13 protein-coding genes, 2 tRNA genes and 2 pseudogenes are annotated in these 18,543 nt (G+C 46.7%); 9 read left to right on the top strand and 8 right to left on the bottom strand.

The annotated features are described in order from the left end of the window. Positions 1-23 precede the first annotated feature (23 nt). The 3 genes and pseudogenes from secA (at position 24) to JCM15124_RS03620 (ending at position 3,997) form a co-directional block, all read left to right on the top strand. Positions 24-3,379, top strand: a pseudogene (secA, locus tag JCM15124_RS13075) (preprotein translocase subunit SecA). Positions 3,380-3,824: 445 nt separating this feature from the next. Further along, positions 3,825-3,897: transfer RNA gene (locus tag JCM15124_RS03625), tRNA-Lys, on the top strand. 27 nt (positions 3,898-3,924) lie between these two features. Continuing rightward, positions 3,925-3,997 (top strand) — tRNA-Lys (locus tag JCM15124_RS03620). Positions 3,998-4,497: 500 nt separating this feature from the next. Here JCM15124_RS03620 and JCM15124_RS03615 read toward each other — a convergent pair. The 5 genes and pseudogenes from JCM15124_RS03615 to JCM15124_RS03595 all read right to left on the bottom strand — a co-directional run bounded on the left by JCM15124_RS03615 (position 4,498) and on the right by JCM15124_RS03595 (position 9,293). Then, the gene (locus JCM15124_RS03615) at positions 4,498-5,565 is read right to left on the bottom strand and encodes a relaxase/mobilization nuclease domain-containing protein (protein WP_024998341.1); all 1,068 of its coding nucleotides are present in this window, start codon (positions 5,563-5,565) and stop codon (positions 4,498-4,500) included. Then, a pseudogene (locus JCM15124_RS13070) lies at positions 5,549-5,979 on the bottom strand (plasmid mobilization protein). The gene JCM15124_RS03615 and the pseudogene JCM15124_RS13070 overlap by 17 nt, the downstream one beginning before the upstream one ends. A gap of 317 nt (positions 5,980-6,296) precedes the next feature. Then, positions 6,297-6,773 carry a DUF3408 domain-containing protein gene (locus JCM15124_RS03605; protein WP_024998340.1) on the bottom strand — a complete coding sequence of 159 codons (477 nt, stop codon included), beginning with the start codon at positions 6,771-6,773 and terminating at the stop codon, positions 6,297-6,299. 4 nt (positions 6,774-6,777) lie between these two features. Next, entirely contained in the window at positions 6,778-7,782 is a 1,005-nt protein-coding gene (locus tag JCM15124_RS03600; protein WP_024998339.1) for a toprim domain-containing protein, read from the bottom strand. 212 nt (positions 7,783-7,994) lie between these two features. After that, positions 7,995-9,293 (bottom strand): virulence-associated E family protein, encoded by a 1,299-nt coding sequence (locus tag JCM15124_RS03595; protein WP_024998338.1) that lies wholly within the window; start codon positions 9,291-9,293, stop codon positions 7,995-7,997. 551 nt (positions 9,294-9,844) lie between these two features. Here JCM15124_RS03595 and JCM15124_RS03585 point away from each other — a divergent pair. Both JCM15124_RS03585 and JCM15124_RS03580 read left to right on the top strand, forming a co-directional pair. Continuing rightward, positions 9,845-10,135 (top strand): helix-turn-helix domain-containing protein, encoded by a 291-nt coding sequence (locus tag JCM15124_RS03585; RefSeq protein ID WP_024998336.1) that lies wholly within the window; start codon positions 9,845-9,847, stop codon positions 10,133-10,135. Further along, the gene (locus JCM15124_RS03580; RefSeq protein WP_024998335.1) at positions 10,132-10,422 is read left to right on the top strand and encodes a helix-turn-helix domain-containing protein; all 291 of its coding nucleotides are present in this window, start codon (positions 10,132-10,134) and stop codon (positions 10,420-10,422) included. The genes JCM15124_RS03585 and JCM15124_RS03580 overlap by 4 nt, the downstream gene beginning before the upstream one ends. Positions 10,423-10,506: 84 nt before the next feature. On the opposite strand, the gene JCM15124_RS03575 is transcribed toward JCM15124_RS03580, so the two are convergent. From JCM15124_RS03575 to JCM15124_RS03565, 3 genes are read right to left on the bottom strand one after another with little or no spacing between them, the layout of a single operon-like run. Next, entirely contained in the window at positions 10,507-11,871 is a 1,365-nt protein-coding gene (locus JCM15124_RS03575) for an efflux transporter outer membrane subunit (protein WP_024998334.1), read from the bottom strand. A gap of 34 nt (positions 11,872-11,905) precedes the next feature. After that, positions 11,906-15,019, bottom strand: a complete 3,114-nt coding sequence (locus JCM15124_RS03570) for an efflux RND transporter permease subunit (RefSeq protein WP_024998333.1) — start codon at positions 15,017-15,019, stop codon at positions 11,906-11,908. Positions 15,020-15,037: 18 nt separating this feature from the next. Continuing rightward, complete coding sequence (locus tag JCM15124_RS03565; RefSeq protein ID WP_024998332.1) at positions 15,038-16,096, bottom strand: efflux RND transporter periplasmic adaptor subunit; 1,059 nt, start codon at positions 16,094-16,096, stop codon at positions 15,038-15,040. Between the two features lie 210 nt (positions 16,097-16,306). On the opposite strand from JCM15124_RS03565, the gene JCM15124_RS03560 reads away from it, so the two are divergent. The 4 genes from JCM15124_RS03560 to JCM15124_RS03550 form a co-directional block, all read left to right on the top strand. Then, positions 16,307-17,362 (top strand): sensor histidine kinase, encoded by a 1,056-nt coding sequence (locus tag JCM15124_RS03560; RefSeq protein ID WP_024998331.1) that lies wholly within the window; start codon positions 16,307-16,309, stop codon positions 17,360-17,362. Between the two features lie 5 nt (positions 17,363-17,367). Further along, a complete protein-coding gene (locus JCM15124_RS14520; protein WP_051527350.1) occupies positions 17,368-17,670 on the top strand; it encodes a LytR/AlgR family response regulator transcription factor in 303 nt (100 codons plus the stop codon). Further along, a complete protein-coding gene (locus JCM15124_RS14515) occupies positions 17,670-18,149 on the top strand; it encodes a LytR/AlgR family response regulator transcription factor (RefSeq protein ID WP_051527349.1) in 480 nt (159 codons plus the stop codon). The genes JCM15124_RS14520 and JCM15124_RS14515 overlap by 1 nt, the downstream gene beginning before the upstream one ends. Before the next feature lie 8 nt (positions 18,150-18,157). After that, on the top strand, positions 18,158-18,543 hold a 386-nt coding region (locus JCM15124_RS03550; RefSeq protein WP_024998330.1), incomplete at its 3' end, for a GNAT family N-acetyltransferase.

Here is an 18,543-nt window from a genome sequence, read left to right as displayed (position 1 = left end):
TCCGCTGAAATACAGACATTAAAATGAACTTCACAAAATTAATGAAGTCTCTATTTGGAGACAAATCAACACGCGATATGAAACTCATTCAACCGTATGTTGATAAAATTAAAGCTGCCTATCCGGCTATCAAGGAACTTAGCAACGACGACCTGCGTGCTAAAACAAAGGAAATACAACAATATGTTCAAGACGCCGGCAAACAGCAACGCGAGGAAATAGCAAAGCTCCGTGAAAGCATTGAAGATACACCAATTGACGAGCGTGAGGATATTTTCAACAAGATAGACAAACTTGAAAAGGAAGCATTGGATAACTACGAAAAGGCATTGGACGAAGTTATGCCTATTGCTTTCTCTATCGTAAAAGATACCGCTCGCCGCTTTACAGAGAACGAAGAAACCATTGTTACGGCAAACGACTTCGACCGTGAGCTTGCAGCCGACCCACGAAAAGACTTCATAACCATCGATGGCGACAAGGCTATCTACCACAACCATTGGACAGCAGGCGGCAACGACCTCAAGTGGGAAATGGTTCACTACGACGTTCAGCTTTTTGGCGGTACGGTACTCCATCAAGGTAAGATAGCCGAAATGGCAACGGGTGAAGGTAAAACCCTCGTGGCTACCTTGCCTGTTTTCCTCAACGCTTTGACAGGAAATGGCGTTCACGTGGTAACGGTGAACGATTATCTTGCCAAACGTGACTCTGAATGGATGGGTCCATTGTACGAATTCAACGGTTTGTCGGTCGATTGTATCGACAAGCATCAGCCAACTCGCCGGAACGCCGCCGTGCTTACCAAGCCGACATAACTTTCGGTACAAACAACGAGTTCGGTTTCGACTACCTTCGCGACAATATGGCAGTATCGCCTGCCGACCTCGTGCAGCGCAAGCACAACTATGCTATCGTCGATGAGGTGGACTCTGTGTTGGTAGACGATGCCCGTACACCTCTTATTATTAGCGGTCCTGTACCAAAGGGCGACGACCAGATGTTTGAAGAATACCAGCCATTGGTGCAGAAACTTTTTGAAGTTCAGCGCAAACAAGCTACCGAACTGCTTGCAGAAGCGCGCACCAAGATTTCAAGCGCAGCTAACTGCAAGGACGAAAAAGAACGTCAGGCAATGCTCGAAGAAGGCTTTTTGGCACTTTATCGTTCGCACAAGGCACTGCCAAAGAATAAGGCACTCATTAAGTTCTTGTCGGAAGACGGCATTAAATCGGGTATGCTGAAGACCGAAGAGTTCTATATGGCAAACAATAATCGTGAAATGCCAAAGGCAGTAGAGCCACTTTACTTCGTTACTGAAGAGAAAATGAACTCTTGCGACCTTACCGATAAAGGTGCGGCGTGGTTGGCTAAAGAGGTAAACGACGATAAGCTGTTTGTCCTTCCCGATATTACAACAGAACTTTCGCAACTCGAAAAGGAAAAGGAAGAAAAGGCAATAGACGAGCAAACCTACATCGACAAGAAAGACGATATGATGAGTAACTATGGTGTACAGAGCGAACGTGTTCACACGTTGCAGCAGTTGCTCAAGGCTTACACCATGTTCAATAAGGACGATGAATACGTTGTTCTCGATGGCGAAGTGAAAATCGTAGACGAACAGACAGGTCGTATTATGGAAGGTCGTCGCTGGAGCGATGGACTCCACCAAGCTGTGGAAGCCAAGGAACACGTAAAGGTAGAAGCTGCTACACAGACTTTCGCTACCATTACTTTGCAGAATTACTTCCGTATGTACCATAAACTAGCCGGTATGACCGGTACTGCCTCTACCGAAGCAGGCGAATTTTGGGACATCTACAAGCTCGATGTTGTTGAAATTCCTACCAACCGTCCTATCCAACGTAAGGATATGGAAGACCGTGTCTACAAAACGGCTCGCGAAAAATATGCTGCCGTAATCGACGAAATAGAAGAAATGCGCAACAGCGGGCGTCCTTGCTTGGTGGGTACTACCTCGGTGGAAATCAGTGAGTTGCTCAGCAAGATGCTCAGCATGCGCAAAATTCCGCACCAAGTATTGAATGCCAAGCAACATTTAAAAGAGGCACAGATTGTTGCCGAGGCAGGACGCTCTACCAACGGACTCGGTGCCGTTACCATTGCTACCAATATGGCAGGTCGTGGTACCGACATTAAGCTCTCGCAAGAAGTGAAAGAAGCCGGTGGTTTGGCAATTATCGGTACCGAACGCCATGAAAGTCGCCGTGTAGACCGACAGTTGCGTGGTCGTGCAGGACGTCAGGGCGACCCGGGTTCATCTGTTTTCTACGTTTCGTTGGAAGACAAACTGATGCGTCTTTTCGGTTCTGAACGTATCGCAAAGGTCATGGACAGACTCGGTTTTGAGGAAGGCGAACGCATCGAAAGCTCTATGATTTCAAACAGTATCGAACGTGCGCAGAAGAAAGTGGAGGAGAATAACTTCGGTATTCGTAAGCGTTTGCTGGAATACGACGACGTTATGAACAAGCAACGTACCGTGATTTACGAGAAGCGTCGCCACGCTTTGATGGGCGAACGCATTGGTATGGATATTTCAAACATCATCTGGGACCGCTGTGTAAGTATCATTGAGAACAACGATTACGAAGGTTGCAAAGAAGAGTTCCTCAAAGTGTTGGCAATGGAATGCCCATTCACCGAAACTGAATTTGAGAATACAGGTAAGGAAGAATTGGAAGAACGTGCTTTTCAGGCTACTATCGAGAACTTTGAACGTAAAACAGAACGCATTCAAACCGTGGCATGGCCTATCATTAAGCAGGTTTACGAGAACCAAGGTGCTATGTACGAGCGCATTATGGTGCCAATCACAGATGGCAAGCGTGTCTACAATATACCTTGCAACTTGAAGGAAGCCTACGACTCTGAAGCTAAATCGGTGGTTAGACAGTTCGAGAAAGTCATACTCCTGCACCTCATCGACGATGACTGGAAGGAGAACTTGCGTCAGCTCGACGAATTGCGACACTCTGTGCAGAATGCTTCATACGAACAGAAAGACCCATTGCTCATTTTCAAACTTGAGAGTGTGAAACTTTGGGACAATATGATTAACGATATGAACAACCGCACCGCAAGCGTTCTGATGCGCGGACAAATTCCTGATATGCAGCCTGCAGAAGAAATTCAAGAAGCTGCTCCGGAGCAACGCACGCAACGTTACGATGAGAAGAAAGACGACTTGATTGACCAAAATCAGCAAGCTGCCGCTCATCAAGACACTCGCGAAACGGCACAGCAGCAACGTCGTACACCATATATGGCTGAAAAGATGCCACGTCCAAACGACCCATGCCCTTGCGGTAGCGGAAAGAAGTTCAAGAATTGCCACGGACGCAATTTACGATAAGCCGTAAAACATCATAAAACAAATACAGGAGCGAAACCTTTTATTGGGTTTCACTCCTTTTTATTACCTACTGGGCAATAAAGGGAAACGATGTTTTGTCAGTGCAAAACCGTTGCTGTGTCAGTGCAAAGTAGGTACGACATCGGTACACAAAAGTTTTGTACTGTGCGTGTAGCCGTTGTGCTGAAAGTGCAGAATACTTTACACTGAAAGAGAAATACTGTGAACTAAATCTCAATTTCTGTTTTCGTTTCTCATTGTCTATATTTTGCAGTTATTCTTGGTGCTGAACCATCTTGTTTCTTACAATCAGACATCTTTGTTTATAATATTTCGGAATGTTTGGTAGTAAGGCAGAGTAAATAAATTTATTTCCAAAAAAAGATAATTTTGTTTGGTCGGTTAATGGAAAATTGCTATCTTTGCACTCGCAAAAACGAAATATGCACCCTTAGCTCAGTTGGTAGAGCAACTGACTCTTAATCAGTGGGTCTAGGGTTCGAGTCCCTAAGGGTGTACACCTTAAGTGCAAGTTTCGTTTCAATGCACCCTTAGCTCAGTTGGTAGAGCAACTGACTCTTAATCAGTGGGTCTAGGGTTCGAGTCCCTAAGGGTGTACAAACCCATTGTTAAAAGCCTCAAAGTTCAGCTTTGAGGCTTTTTTTATTTTGTATTCGGAACAGAAAAGAAGTGCCGACAGTACTTTCAGGGAAGTGCTGAAAGTTATTGAGAGAAAACTTATTTTACGGGTGAAAAGAGTTTGTGATATGTAAAGATTTTCCACAAGAATTACTATCACTTAACGTTCTTGTTACCAATGTGTTACAATACCAGTTTATTTGCATTGTAAAAGCGGCTGTTTTACAGGGTACAGAGATATTTCCTAAAATGTATCTAATTGAAAATAAAGAAGTTACCTCGTTGTGTGAACTAAATAGGTAACGATTTGGAAACGAGCGAATTACTTTTAGTCGCAAGTTTCTGCATTAACAAAGAACGCTTGTTATTCTGTTTGCAAAGATAATCATTTGCTTTGAATAACAAGCGTTTTTGATGAAGATTCCTCTCTTTTGCTTTGTCTCCGTTTTGGGATAGAGACTGGGAATAGAGAAAAGTGGTTACAATCCTCTCCCTCTTTTCTTCTTTTTCTTGGCTTGGTTTCTGAGCCTGTGCTGCCATGCTGTCTCGACATAGTCTTCGCCGTGTGTCTGTGGGTTGATTAACCCGCCTGCTCCGGAAATGATTTCTTCGGCTGCATTTATGGCAGTACTTGCCACATTGCCTACGGCTTGTGCAATAGATGAACTTTCATTTGTGTTGGCAGGTGAGATATAGCGACGGCTGGGAGGAACAAGTTGATAACCTGTATGGGATTGAGTTTTGTTCTTTGCCGGCTCATCTTCTATTGCCGTAGCTTTCTTTGGTTCTATATTGTTGGTTATCTCAAAATTCTTCTGCAAGGAACGGTAACCGAACTCCCTTCCGATTTCAGAAGCCTTGAACGATTGTTCTGCACATGAGAACTTCAAGCCATAGACCTTGCCCTGCTTGTTTTTCAAACGTTCAATGACTACTCCACTCTTGCCAAGGCCATAGAGAAACATGGAGTGCCCTGTGATGCCTGTGCCTTTGTATTTTTCAAGTAGGGCATAGCAGATTTGCTGTATCTGCTGTTTGGTTTGTTCTCTCGTTGGGTTGGCTTTTAAATTCTGATGCAGCCTTTTCGCCTTTACTTCCTTTGCGATAGTCAAGCCTTTCTCCCGACTGATGTCCTCCGCTACCCTCGCTGCCTTGTTGCTCACAAAGGTGGTATCATAGACTTCTCCGTACAGGCTGATACGATTGGCGATGATATGAATGTGCCTGTTGTCGGTGTCCTTGTGCGTTACCGCCAACCATTGGTGGTTGTCAAGTCCCATTCGCTTGGCAAACAAATGGGCTATCCGCATAAGTTCGGATACAGACAGCTTTTTCTCGTCCTGTGGTGCAATGCCGATTTCGATACGCAGGAACTTGTTTCTGCACCGTGTGTTGTAATCGCTGACCATCTTCATTTCCTCGTTAATCTCCTTGGGCGTAGTGCCGCAGAGATTGTGAAAGAGAAGCGTCTTATCGAGTTTTCCCTCTCTGAAAATATATTCCAGTGCATTGCTGCCATGCGCGATTGCCTTACATTTTCCTATCATTCTCCATCAGATTTAAGAGTTTAATTGCCCTTTCCTCAATACGGTATTTGGGATTAAAGAAACGCTTAAATGCTTCCCTTGCCAAATAGGAAAGGCTTTGAGTAATCAGTACCCACGCATCATCCTTTACCTTGATAAGGTTGGAAATATGTATAAAGAAGTAGCAGTTCGTCTCAACACTTCTATGGCTTCCTTTTCATTGTCGGTCATCTTGGGAACAGAAACGACCTCACCGTTAAGGAGCATCTCACGGCAATAGTCGGAGAACTTCCGCCCCGTACTTTCCGCCCTTGATTTGATACATTGCTTCTCCTCTAAAGTACACCTTACCTTGATGAACTCCGTCTTGTTCATCCGCTGTTCTTCTTTATCCCGTTGCTGCCATCGGGCAGTCTTGCTGTTGTATCTATTCATATAAAAGTCCTCTTTTCGTTGTTGCTTAATTTCTGCTGGCTGACCGATGAGAACGGAGTGATTACGGTCTAATCTCCCCGATGGCTTAGCAAGGGGAGCAAGCGCAGTTTGTGGGTACAAACTGACGTCTTGCAATGCTACCCAATACGCTGTTTACACATAAAGCATTTTTCTGCATGAAAACGAATGCACCGCATTCCGTGTCTAACTGCGTTCGTGGCATTCCCACCGTTCTGCCTGTTCAGTAAATTGCCGTTATCGTATTCTCTAAAAAAGGTCGTGGGTTTTGAGTAAAACCGTCGACCCTTTCCTGCGCTTTACAGTCTCCTCCATTTTTCTATGTCCTCTCCGTATTCATCCAAATGCGTGCGCACGAGGTTCTCAATGAAGCTTGACACGTTGGCTCCCTTGTCTCCCAACCTGCGTACGATGAAGTCCGCACGTTCCTGTGTCTCCCTGCTCAGATACACCGCCTTTCGGTCGTTCAACTTTGTAGGAACAAGAAAAGCCTGTTTGTAGGCTTCTAGCGTTCCCCGTCTCATCTTGGCACTGATACGCCGTTGAACGGTTGCATTCTCTGTGTGCTGCGCAGACTCGGAAGCTATTGCTTCTTGGCAATCAGTTTCCTTTGATGGAGCTTTTGCCTGTGGGTGTTCTTCCTCCTCGTCTTTCTCTCCCAAGTAATATGAAAGACTTTTCCTGTCTGCTCTTTCATCACTTTCCTGCCTGTTCATGTTGAACGCCTCTTTTATGGATTGGTCTATCTCCTCTCTGCTTGCTTTCATCTTTTTCATTGCTCTATCGTATTTTAAGTTTGACTAGTTTTGATTTCTTGTTTTGATTTTGCTCCGTAACCGACATCCTTGTCTGTTCTTGCACTTTCATCTTCTCTTTCTCACGAACACAGCTAACATGATACTCGTTGAGGTCTTTAAAGTCCCCGTAATGTACAGACATATCTTCTACCTTAAAACCTGCCTTTATCAGCTCCTGTGTTGCTCTCCGTCCCGCGTCGTCGTTATCAAGGAAAGCACGGATATGAGTTAGATTGTGGGCGTTCAGATAGTCGACTGTCCTTGTCACATTGCTCACAGAGTTCATCACAAGACACTGGTTATTCACTTCTTCTTTCATTGAAAGAAAAGAGAGAAAGTCCATAAATCCCTCAAACAGACAGACGGGCTGCGCCTTGTTCTCAAATATTGGAGTGATGTCCTTTGGGGCAATCGTTCCTTTGAATGTCTTGTCGTCCCGAAGTTCATAGCCGCCAGAGAGGTTGGCAAAGCCGATGGCTTCGTATCTTCTTCCCCTTACCTCATAGCTGATGGATTTGAGAAAGGGTATCGCCTTTTCCAAGTTGATGCAGCGCACCTTTGTAAGATACTCCTGTAAATGTGACGGTAAGGTGTCTGATACATCTATCAGTCTCCTTGCCCCGTTTGCCATTTCCTCTTTTGGTAGTCTGATACTACCATTGCTGCTGTATGCCTTCTCCTTTGAGGGCTCGACATTGTTGCACGCTGTATCAAAGGAAGTGGTCTGCCCCAAACGGCAGATGGCTTCCGAGAGCGTGCAGTTCTCCAATCGCATACAGAGGTCGATGATGCTTCCACCCCTGCCTTCGGCATAGTCTATCCAGAGGTTCTTCTCTGTGTCCACCTTGAAACTTGGATGTGTTTCTTCACGAAGTGGTGAACGGTACAGGGCATAGGCAGGTGTCCTGCGTACAGGCTTGATGCCTTTCCTTTCGAGATACGCCACAATGGGGTATCGCTTGATGAGTGATAAATCTTCTTCTTTCATTGTGATATGTTTTAATTGAATTGAATGAATAATTTTTTGTTTGAATGACAATGGTTGGTTTGAATGATATTTGAATGTTGTTTGAATGAAATTCTCTTTTCTATTTTCCCCTTTCCAAACTTTTCCATCTTTCTTCTTACTACATACTATTTTAATATAAATGATTGATAATCAGCAACAGTTAGTAGTATGTGGATATACTACACATTCTACTACATTTGGCTACTACAAGTTTGAATGAGTGGACATGGCAAGATTTTTCTAATCTTGTAGACATAGATAGGATTTCCACCGTTTCTTCGCTTACTCACCTTTATATATCCTGCTTTCTTCAAGGCTTCGCCCATACGTTTGGCAAGAAGTGGCTGGTGGGTATAAATACCCAAATAGGTGAGTATCTCCGTAGTGGTCATTAACGAATAACTTTCATCCTCCGCCGGCTTTTCAAAGCAACGCAACAAAAGTTCCATCTCTGCGGTCTGTACTTGAAAGTCTTCACTCTCCCTATATAGCTCGGCTATCTCATCATCGTCAAACCAATAGCGGAAACCTGACCTTAACAGGGCTTTGGCTTCTGTATAGACTTTATCCATCGAAATAGCCTTTGCCCTGTTGATGTCGATAGACAAGACCTCAAAGGGCAAAAAACGTCTGCTGCCTGTCGGGTCTGTAAGAAAGTCATTACCGTTCACTGATGCCACGAAACTCGCCAAATGAGGATGTTCCTCCACATACTTGTCATAGGGCATACGGTACTTGACCATCGGACAGGTGATGAGGTTTTTGAGTTCGTTCTCGTCCCGTTTGTTGAGGGCTTTGAGCTGGTCATCAATGTTTACGATAAGATTCTGCCCGATATAGGTAAGTGTGTCCTTCTCCTGCGGATATATCTTTCCCGTGTAACTGTAACCGTGCAATGCCGGCGGACAGAGCAAATCAAGGAAAGTTGTCTTGAACTTGCCCTGCTCGCCTGTCAGCACAAGACAGGTATGGTTGCGGCACTCACGGTCGTCCATCGCGTTGGCAACCACTGCCACAAGCCATTTGGTGAGATACGGCAGCCACTTTTTGGAGTTACGGACAACCACACAGTTTGCCAAATCAGAAATAGCTTTCAATGAAAAGGAAGAAAGAACAACACTACCATTGCAACCACCACAGCTATTATCATCGCCTATATCTATCATCGGCAATCCTTTGAAATATTCCTGTATGGGATTGATGCGCGGAGAAAAGCTGCTCTCGATAATGGAATACAGGTTCTCGGAGGAAGTCGATATGCCTTCCTCGCAATCGAGTTCCCTACGGAGCGTATTGATTTCATAACGACCGACTTTTGTAAATATGCCGCTGTTCCTACTTCGGTATTCAGTTCTGCCCAATACTGTATTGTATCTGAACTCGTAGTGCATGGATAGGTAGGTTTCTATCTCTGCGTTCTTGGACGAGCTATTCTTGCGATTGTGATTTCGCCTGTCGTTTATATTGCCTGCATCTGCTTCTCTTTTCATTATTTCCTTGAATTGGTTTCCAAGAGTGAAGTTAGGGTGAGAATGCGTAACTTCCAAGCATTCAGAAGTGTCTTGCATAATGTTGCATCAGTCTGCGGCGAAATTCTTAGGGAAGCAAGTCAAAAAGAAGAGCATTTATCGCCTCACTAAGCAAAAATCGGATGGTAAGAAGAAAAGATTGGCTGAAATATTGATGTCGTTGTTTGTTTTCAGATTGCAGTCTTTTGCTTTGATTTATCTTATTATCCTCATTTGGGTAATGACGAGAATATCAATCTGTCTCTTTTGTCCCTGCCATAGCGCCACAAGCTGCCAGTTGAATGAAAAGTGATGGAATAAGAAATGTCCTATCTTAATTTTGCAATGAAAGGAAAAAGACGGGGCAGGAAAACGCAAATACAAACCGATGGAACGGATTGCTCTTTTCCCTATTGTTCCCGATACTTCCCCACTGCCCCTGCTTGCTTTGAGAGGCGTACATACGTCATTACCTTTGCCAGAGGAAACAGGAAAAAAGCCTGAAACAACAAACAATAAAACAAGATAAGATTATGAACTATTATGTCATTACAGAAAGCAATTGGGCAAAGCTGCGAGATGAAATCTTGAGCCTTGCTGAATGTTGCCACCAAGCATTCGGAGAAAAGAGTAAACACACCGATTGGCTGCACAACGGCGATGTGTGCAGGCTGCTGAATATCAGCAAGCGCACCTTGCAGCATTACCGCGATACAGGCGTGCTGCCGTCTACGCAAATCGGGCACAAGTGCTATTACAAGCGTGAGGATGTGGAACAACTGCTCCTTGCAAGAACAGACAAACCTAAAAACAACAGTAGATGATGGAAATGGCAAAAGATTTGAACATGGAAAGCGACGAGATGCAGCTGGTTGTCTCGGCACTAAGAAGTGTGGGGAAAAGAATTGTGGAAGTGGCAGAAACGCACAAGCCACTCTTTGCTGGAGAACTTTTCCTCACGGGTAAGGAAGTGTGCGAGCGGCTGTATATCAGTCCCCGTACCTTACAGGACTATCGGGACAGGAGGATTATCCCCTACACGCAGTTTGCAGGGAAAATCCTCTATAAGGCTTCGGATTTGGAAAAGATGTTAGAGGAGAATTACAAATAATAATTTTAATATATACTATTTGCAAACAGTATTTGTGATAAAAAATCCACAAATACTGTTTGTTGATTATACATATACTATGGATTAATATCCTCCTCCCAATGCACGGAAAAGGATTATATAGCTCTCTATTTGTTCATACTCGGAAGAGAGTTGTTGCAACCGGGCAGTCAGCAGCGACTGGCGAGCCACGATTATTTGAAGTGTATTGCCATCGCCATAAAGCATTTGAGCGTGGGAGGCATTGACGGCTTCTTGCAACTTTTCTATCTGTAGTTGCTGAAGCCGCGTCTGATTGTTTGCCGCATGATAGGCTTTCAAGGCATTGTTCACTTCGTTACCCGCTTCAAGAAGCGTTTGAGAAAAATGTACAAGGGCCTGTTTGTGTTGTGATTGGGCAATGGCAAGGTTGGCACGGTTCTGTCCGTTGGCAAAGAGCGGCTGTGCCAGTGAAGCGACGGCTTGCAGGAGTATTCCTCCGGGATTGACGATACCTGTACCGCCATTGTTTATCCATCCCAATGTTCCGGACAGGCGCAACGAAGGATAGAAAGCACCGCGCGCCACATTGACCTGATAGAAAGCAGAGCGGAGAGCAGCTTCAGCCTGACGCATATCGGGACGAGTAGCAAGGGCGGTGATGGGAAGATGATGCACCAAATGATAAGAGAAATCCTGCGTAGAGAAAGAACCTCGGTCGATGGCATCAGATGTCCTGCCCAACAATATCGAGAGTGCGCTTTCCGTTTCAAAGCGTTGTCTGTCGATTTGTTCGAGCAGGGTCTGTGCCTCATAACGGCTTGCTTCTGCCTGTGCTATGGAGCCACGCTCTGCCTCTCCTGCCTCCATCAATGCCTGCATGACGAGAATTTGCTGTTGCCAACTCTCGATGGTCTCTTGCAACACTTTTCGTTTGGCATCCAACATTTCAAGCGTGTAATAAGATTGGGCAATGGTGGCAATGAGACGTGTCTGTACCAACTGCCGGTAAGCCTCACGCTCTGCTACGCTCGCCATAGCTCCCTTTACCGCATTGCGTTGTTTCCCGAAGATGTCGGTCTCCCAACTGATGCTTGTACCTATCGAATAAGTCTTGTCAGGCTTCGCCCTTTCAAAGCTGCTGACATTGCTCTCGGCCGTTATACTCGCTGATGGGCGCAGCAACCCTCGCGCCCCACGAAGCGATGCGATGGCTTCTTCGGTGCGAAGCCGTGCCGTTTCCAATTCGCTGTTTCGCTCCAGTCCTTCGCGTATGAATGTTTGCAGACGATGGTCTTTATAGAAATCCTGCCAGTGCAGCAGGGCGGTGGTATCGCTGACGGTAACACTATCGGTCAGTTCCTTTCTGACAATGTTATCTGTCTTTATCTGCTGTGCCTCATAGTTCTTGAAAGTTGCACACGAAGCCATGGCAATCACTAACCCCATACCATATATTATCTTTTTCATACTTACTTGTCTTGAATGATTTCTTTATTGTCGATCAGAGGTGTGGCATCCAATGCTCCTGTATCCACTGGAACACTACGAACAGTGCCGGAACGAGGAAAAGCAAGGCAACGCTTCCCGCCAGCATTCCACCTACGACACCACTCGCCAGCGAACGGCTGCCATTGGCTCCTGCACCTGAAGCCGCCATTAGGGGTAACATACCCAGAATCATGGCAAGTACAGTCATCAGAATGGGACGAAAGCGGTCTTTCGCTGCACTGTAAGCCGCCTGTACCAGTCCCATACCCTCTCTGCGATGCTCCACGGCATACTCTGTGATAAGAATGCCCGTCTTGGAAAGCAAACCGATGAGCAAAACGACACCCGTCTGCATATAGATGTCGTTCTGAAGTCCAAGTGCCTGTGCCAGCAGAAAACTACCCAAGATACCTACGGGTACGGTGAGGATAACAGCCAGTGGCAGCACCAAGCTCTCATAAAGTGCAGCCAACACCAAATAGATAATGAGTACGCTAAGGAGGAATACCAACGCAAAGTTGCTTGACGATTGGCTTTCCTCAAGACTCAGACCGCCCCACTCGTAGGTATAGCCCAATGGTAGATGTGTTTTGGCGACACGCTCCACAGCTTTCATTGACTCGCCGTTGCTCCGTCCCGGTGCAGGAGTTCCCGTAATATTGATGGAACTGAACAGATTGAAGCGGCTCAAGCTCTGTGGTCCCTTAGTGGGAGTGAGGCGCATGAAAGTGGACGCAGCGGCCATCTCACCGTTTGAGAGGCGAACAAAGATATGGTTAAGCGATTCGCTCGTTACACGGCTCTCGGGACTTGCCTGCATCGTTACGTTGTAAAGGCGTGAGAAACGATTGAAGTTTGATATATAACTGCCACCATAATAGCTCGCCACCGTTTCCAATATCTCGCTCGGTGTAATGCCGGCTCGCTGGCATTTGGCAGCGTCAATATCCACCCAGTATTGAGGATAGTCGGCACTGAAATCCGAATAGGCCATTCCTATCTCGGGTTGTTTGTTCAAAGCCTTTACGAATTTGTCCTTCACTTGTTGGAAACGCTCAATGCTTCCCCCTGTGCGGTCTTGCAGATTCAGGTCGAAACCGTTGCTCATGCCATATCCCGAAATCATAGACGGAGCCATCACCAATACATTGGCTTCGGGAATGCTGTGTGCCACTTCGTTAATTTTCCCGGTAATGGCAGCCACGCTCTCGTCTTTGCCCCGTTCACTCCAATCTTTCAGTGGGGCGAAAATCATTCCTGCATTCGAACCTGAAGAGGTGAACGAATAGCCATTGGTAACTGCATAATGTGCTACACCGGGAATGGTCTTGATTTTCTCTTCCAATTTCTTCAAGGCTCTCTCATTCTCATGGAGAGACGTGCCCGGTTTCGTCGTGAGGTTGATGTAGAGCATACCCATATCCTCATCGGGGACAATGCCCGTTGGCGTTCTCTTGATCAAAACGAACAAAAGAACACTGGCAGCGGCAATGATGGCAAACGCCCAATACTTATGACGGACAAAGCGCAAGACTCCCTGCGCATACTTTCGGCTCATCACCTCGAATACCGCATTGAAAGCCCTACGGAAACGTGCCGCAAAGTTGTTCTTCTGTTGTCCGTCCTCGTCCATATAAGGGCGCAGCAACAACGCACAGAGTGCTGGAGAGAGTGTGAAGGCATTGACGGCGGAAATGCCGACGGCAACAGCCATCGTCAGACCAAACTGCCGATAGAAAGTGCCCGACGTTCCGCCTATCAAGCTGACGGGAATAAATACCGCCATAAAGATAATGGTAGACGTAAACAGGGCCTTGCCCACGTTGCCCATTGCATCACGGGCTGCCAAATATGGCGAGCGATAGCCTTTATCGAAGTTGGCCTGTACACCCTCTACAACGATGATGGCATCGTCCACTACCGTTCCGATGGCAAGCACCAATGCAAAGAGCGTAAGGAGGTTGATGCTGAAACCTATCAATTGCATAAAGGCAAAGGTACCGATGAGCGACACAATGATACTTACCGATGGAATCAGCGTGGAGCGCAAATCCTGAAGAAAGACATAGACTACCAGAACAACGAGTAGCAAAGCCTCGAACAACGTATGCACCACCACATTCATGGATGCACTGAGAAACTGATTGGCATCGTTGATGTTCTGGAACTTCATACCCGCAGGCAACTGTGGCTCCATTTGCTTCAACTCACCCTTAATTTCCTTGATAATCTTAGAGGCGTTGCTTCCTGCCCGTTGCTGTATCATGGCAATAGCTGCCGGCTTTCCGTTGAGCGTATTGGTATAACTGTAGGTTTCGCTTCCCATTTCCACTTTTGCCACATCTTTCAGACGGAGAATCTCCCCATTGTCCAAACTGCGGATAACGATGTTGCCAAACTGTTCCGGAGTGGATAAACGACCACGATACTTCATCGTATAAGTATAGGTGTTGTCGTGATTCTCGCCGAAAGCCCCGGTGGCAGCCTCAATGTTCTGTGCCGCCAACGCGTTGTTGATGTCGGCAGGAATGAGTTTGTACTGCGCCATCTTTCCTGGATCGAGCCACAGTCGCATGTTGTAGTTGGAGCCATAGAGCATCACTTTGCCTACGCCAGAAATGCGTTTCAGACGTGGCACTACGTTGATGTTCATATAGTTGTTGAGGAAGTTCTCATCCCATTGCCCGCCCTCGCTGTACAGACTGACGGTCATCAGTTCGGAGTTCTGTTGCTTCTCGGTCATCACGCCCTGTTTCGTCACTTCGGCAGGCATATTGGCAAGAGCCGATTGCACACGATTTTGTACATTGACGGCAGCCATGTCGGCATTGATGCCATTTTTGAAGAACACTGTAATGCTCGCTTCGCCCGTATTGCTGGCTGAGGAGGTCATATAAGTCATGCCTTCCACACCGTTGATGGCTTCTTCGAGCGGTGTAATCACGCTCTTGATGACGGTCTCGGCATTGGCTCCGGGATAAGTGGTCATCACGTTCACCGTAGGGGGCGCCATGTCGGGATATTGCTCCACGGGAAGGGAGAAGAGCGATACGACGCCCATCAGCACAATGAGCACGGAGATGACCGCCGAGAAAATGGGACGCTGAATAAATATCTTGAGATTCATATTGCAATCTTGTATTCTTTAATGTTTCTTGATTCTATCCCCTGCTTTCAAGCCTTCCGTTACGATATAGGTCTTGCCGTCATTGATAGGATAGACTTTAATCTGCGTCATTTTGGACTGTCCGTTCACCATCCGGTAGACAATCATCTTGTCCTGCAATTCGCTGACGGCTGTTTGCGGAATGACGATAGCACGTTCTATCTTAATGGGCAGAAGTACATTACCTGTGGCACCGCTGATGAGCAGCCTGTTTTCATTAGCAAAAGCCGCACGCACACTCACACTTCCGGTCTGTGGGTCAAGAATACCGCTGATAGTAGCAACCTTTCCTCGATGTTCGTACACATGGCTATTGCTCATCTCCCATTGTACCTCTGGCATGTTCTTCAAGGCTTTGTCCTTGCTGCCGTATTGGTAGAACAAGGAGGTGAGTTGCTGTTCGTTGAGCGAGAAATAAGCTATCATTCGTGCGTTGTCCGATACGTATGTGAGTGGTTGTGTCATGGTGGGCGAAACAAGCGACCCAATCTTATAAGGCAAAGTCCCGATCACACCGTCCGACGGGCTGCGCACGACGGTATAAGACAGGTTGTTGGCAGCGTTGTTGCGCTCGGCCTTGGCTTGCGCCAACTCCGCCTGTGCTGTTTTCAAGGCATAAGAGGCCTGTGCCACGGTGAAGTTCGATACCACATTTTGTTGCTTGAGTTGTTGCTTGCTCTCCAATCTCAGACGAGCATCGCCTACCTTTGCCCGTGCTGCCTGAACATTGGCCTGTGCCGTGGCCAGTGATGCGCGATAGCCCACTTGGTCGATGACGAAAAGTGGTTGTCCCTGTTGTACACGCTGTCCCTCTTCGACACAAACCTTCACTATCTTTCCTTCTATCTGCGGATAGATGGCGATATCTTGCTCTCCACGCAATATGGCAGGATATTTCAGAGTGAGTGTGGCAGGTTGCGCCTTAACAATAATGGTTGCTGTTTTCTGTTCAGAGGTTGTGGCTTCCGAGGTTTTCCCTTGTTGGCAGGCTGACAGCATCAGGACTGCTGCCACGCCCACATAGTATCTAACTTTCATTTCTTCCGCTTTTAATTGTTACAACATATTTTCGGGCAGCAAAGTTACGCCTATTCCCATCAATGGCGAAAGGCTAAATGGCTGAAACGGAAAAAATGCCGCTCGAAGCGGAGAATACCGCTTCAAGCCTTGATTTATACGTTTCGGACATTCTGTTGCTCCTTGTATGCAGGTTTTTGACTATCTTTGCAATCAAAAAAACAAGCATCGATGAAAAGAAAGGGGTTACAACTTTTGCTCTATGCCTCGCTATGGCTGACAGCCCTTGCGGTTTCGTTCACCTTTTGGGGCGTGCTGGACTATGGCGACACGGCAGATTTCAAGACCGCCTACTCACTGTCCGACTTTCTGAGTGACGGGGCGGTCATGGCGGCTTTCCTCTGCGTGTCCTTGCTGTTCAACCATCTGTTCATCCGCCTTTTCCAGCCCTTGCACCATTACCGTTCCAAGTTGTTTCTCTACGCTGTCATGCTGCTTGCCACAAATACCCTTGCAGCCATTCTGCTGACCAAGGGAATGGTGCTGATATGGGGCGAACTGCCTCGGCAAGAGTACATCAAGACGGTTTATCTCTTTTCGCTGGTGGCCACATTCATATCGGGCATTCACGCCAGCATTTACTTTCAAGAGAAGTATAAGAAGGCAACAGAAGAACAACACCGGTTGGAAATAGAGAATATCCGACAAAGGGAAATCAACCTGCAAAACTCGCTGATGGCACTCAAAACACAGGTTGACCCGCATTTCCTGTTCAACAACTTCAGCATTCTCGCCGACCTCATCGACGAAAGCCGCGATGAGGCACGTGCGTTTCTCGACAATCTTTCGCGGGTCTATCGCTACAAACTGGTCAATATGAATGCCCACTTGGTCAGCCTTGAAAGCGAACTGCGTATGCTCCGTTCATACGTCCGCTTGGTCGAGACCCGCTTTGGGACAGCCATCCACGTGGCGTTTCCCTCGCAAGACGAAATTGCCTCCGTGCAGACACTCGGTGTGCCGCCATTGGTCGTTCAGCTATTGGTGGAAAACGCCATCAAGCACAATGCCCACAGCACGGCTCGCCCGCTTAGGGTCAATATCCGTATTGAAGGGCAGCAGGTAGTGGTGAGCAATCCCATACAGCCCCTCTCCTCGGCGGTGGAATCGACCGGGATAGGACTTTCCAATCTGCGAGAACGCTACCGCTTGCTTTCCGATGCACAGCCCACCGTCTGCAACGACGGACATCATTTCACGGTTACACTGCCACTCATAAAAATTTAGTGACGATGAAAATGCTGATTATAGAAGACGAATTCCGCAATTACAACCGCCTGCGACGCATGCTCACGGCCTATGACCCCACGATGACCATAGAGGGACCGCTGGAGTCGGTAGCCGAAGCACGCCAATGGCTTGCAGCCCATCAAGGGCCGGCGGCTCCCGACCTCGTATTTGCTGACATACGTCTGAGCGATGGCATCAGTTTCGATGCACTCGACACGTTGGACGATGCCACAAGTCTGGTATTTACCACGCTTACGATGAGTATGCCCTCAAAGCCTTTCAATACAACGGGTTGGCATATCTGATGAAGCCCATTGAAGAAGAAGAATTACATCAAACACTTGACCGTATTCTGAAACTTCGTGGGAACAGCCATCAGGATAAACCCTCCGATATGCAGGGGGTAAAGGAACTTGTCGGACAGATGCGTGCCGGCAATTATCAGTATCGTGAGCGTTTCCTCATTCCCTACAAAGATGGCTTCGAGATAGTCAATGTGAACGATGTGAGTTTTATCTGCACCGAACATAAGGACACACGGGTGTATCTGCGTTCAGGAAAGTTCTACAGCCTTTCCATGTCGCTCGACGAATTGGAACGGCAACTGAATCCCCGTCGCTTCTTCCGAGCAAACCGGCAATATATCGTTCATATTGACAGTGTTGATGGAGTAAAGATTTACTTTGCAGGGAAGCTCCGTATTCTTCTTCGGGGCTACGAGAATATTGATGTGATGTGTAGTCGTGAGCGAGCTCCACTACTGAAAGAGTGGCTCAATAAATAACATTCAAGATGAACATACAGTTAAGGCAAATAGAAGGAAATCAGTTGTATGGTTTCAAATTGGAGATGCAGGAAGCATTCCAGAAAGGTTTTGAGGACAATTACGGCACAGATTCAAGAAAGGTACTCCCTGAGAGGGATATAGACCGTTCTCTCCAAGCAGCAGGTACTGTAGCTTATGAGGCAATTGTAGATGGAGTACGTGTAGGGGGAACCATCATTAACATAAGCGAGGATAAACGTCGCAATCATCTTGACTTTCTCTATGTCAAAGTGGGAAACCAAAATAAGGGTGTAGGAACAGCCATTTGGCAGCAGTTGGAGAGGCTCTATCCCGACACCAGCATGTGGGAAACTTGTACGCCTTATTTCGACCAGCGCAACATACACTTCTA

It is taken from the genome of Prevotella falsenii DSM 22864 = JCM 15124 (assembly GCF_000613945.1).
GTDB lineage: Bacteria > Bacteroidota > Bacteroidia > Bacteroidales > Bacteroidaceae > Prevotella > Prevotella falsenii.
Note: the sequence above shows the minus strand (reverse complement) of the source record. Positions and strands in the feature narration are given on the sequence as shown.

Coding starts and splice junctions, on each gene's coding strand:
- JCM15124_RS14520 (WP_051527350.1), top strand. CDS start 17,368: ATGAAAATGCTGATTATAGAAGACGAATTCCGCAATTACAACCGCCTG.
- JCM15124_RS03580 (WP_024998335.1), top strand. CDS start 10,132: ATGATGGAAATGGCAAAAGATTTGAACATGGAAAGCGACGAGATGCAG.
- JCM15124_RS03605 (WP_024998340.1), bottom strand. CDS start 6,773: ATGAAAAAGATGAAAGCAAGCAGAGAGGAGATAGACCAATCCATAAAA.
- JCM15124_RS03570 (WP_024998333.1), bottom strand. CDS start 15,019: ATGAATCTCAAGATATTTATTCAGCGTCCCATTTTCTCGGCGGTCATC.
- JCM15124_RS03585 (WP_024998336.1), top strand. CDS start 9,845: ATGAACTATTATGTCATTACAGAAAGCAATTGGGCAAAGCTGCGAGAT.
- JCM15124_RS03560 (WP_024998331.1), top strand. CDS start 16,307: ATGAAAAGAAAGGGGTTACAACTTTTGCTCTATGCCTCGCTATGGCTG.
- JCM15124_RS03615 (WP_024998341.1), bottom strand. CDS start 5,565: ATGATAGGAAAATGTAAGGCAATCGCGCATGGCAGCAATGCACTGGAA.
- JCM15124_RS03565 (WP_024998332.1), bottom strand. CDS start 16,096: ATGAAAGTTAGATACTATGTGGGCGTGGCAGCAGTCCTGATGCTGTCA.
- JCM15124_RS14515 (WP_051527349.1), top strand. CDS start 17,670: ATGAAGCCCATTGAAGAAGAAGAATTACATCAAACACTTGACCGTATT.
- JCM15124_RS03575 (WP_024998334.1), bottom strand. CDS start 11,871: ATGAAAAAGATAATATATGGTATGGGGTTAGTGATTGCCATGGCTTCG.
- JCM15124_RS03600 (WP_024998339.1), bottom strand. CDS start 7,782: ATGAAAGAAGAAGATTTATCACTCATCAAGCGATACCCCATTGTGGCG.
- JCM15124_RS03595 (WP_024998338.1), bottom strand. CDS start 9,293: ATGAAAAGAGAAGCAGATGCAGGCAATATAAACGACAGGCGAAATCAC.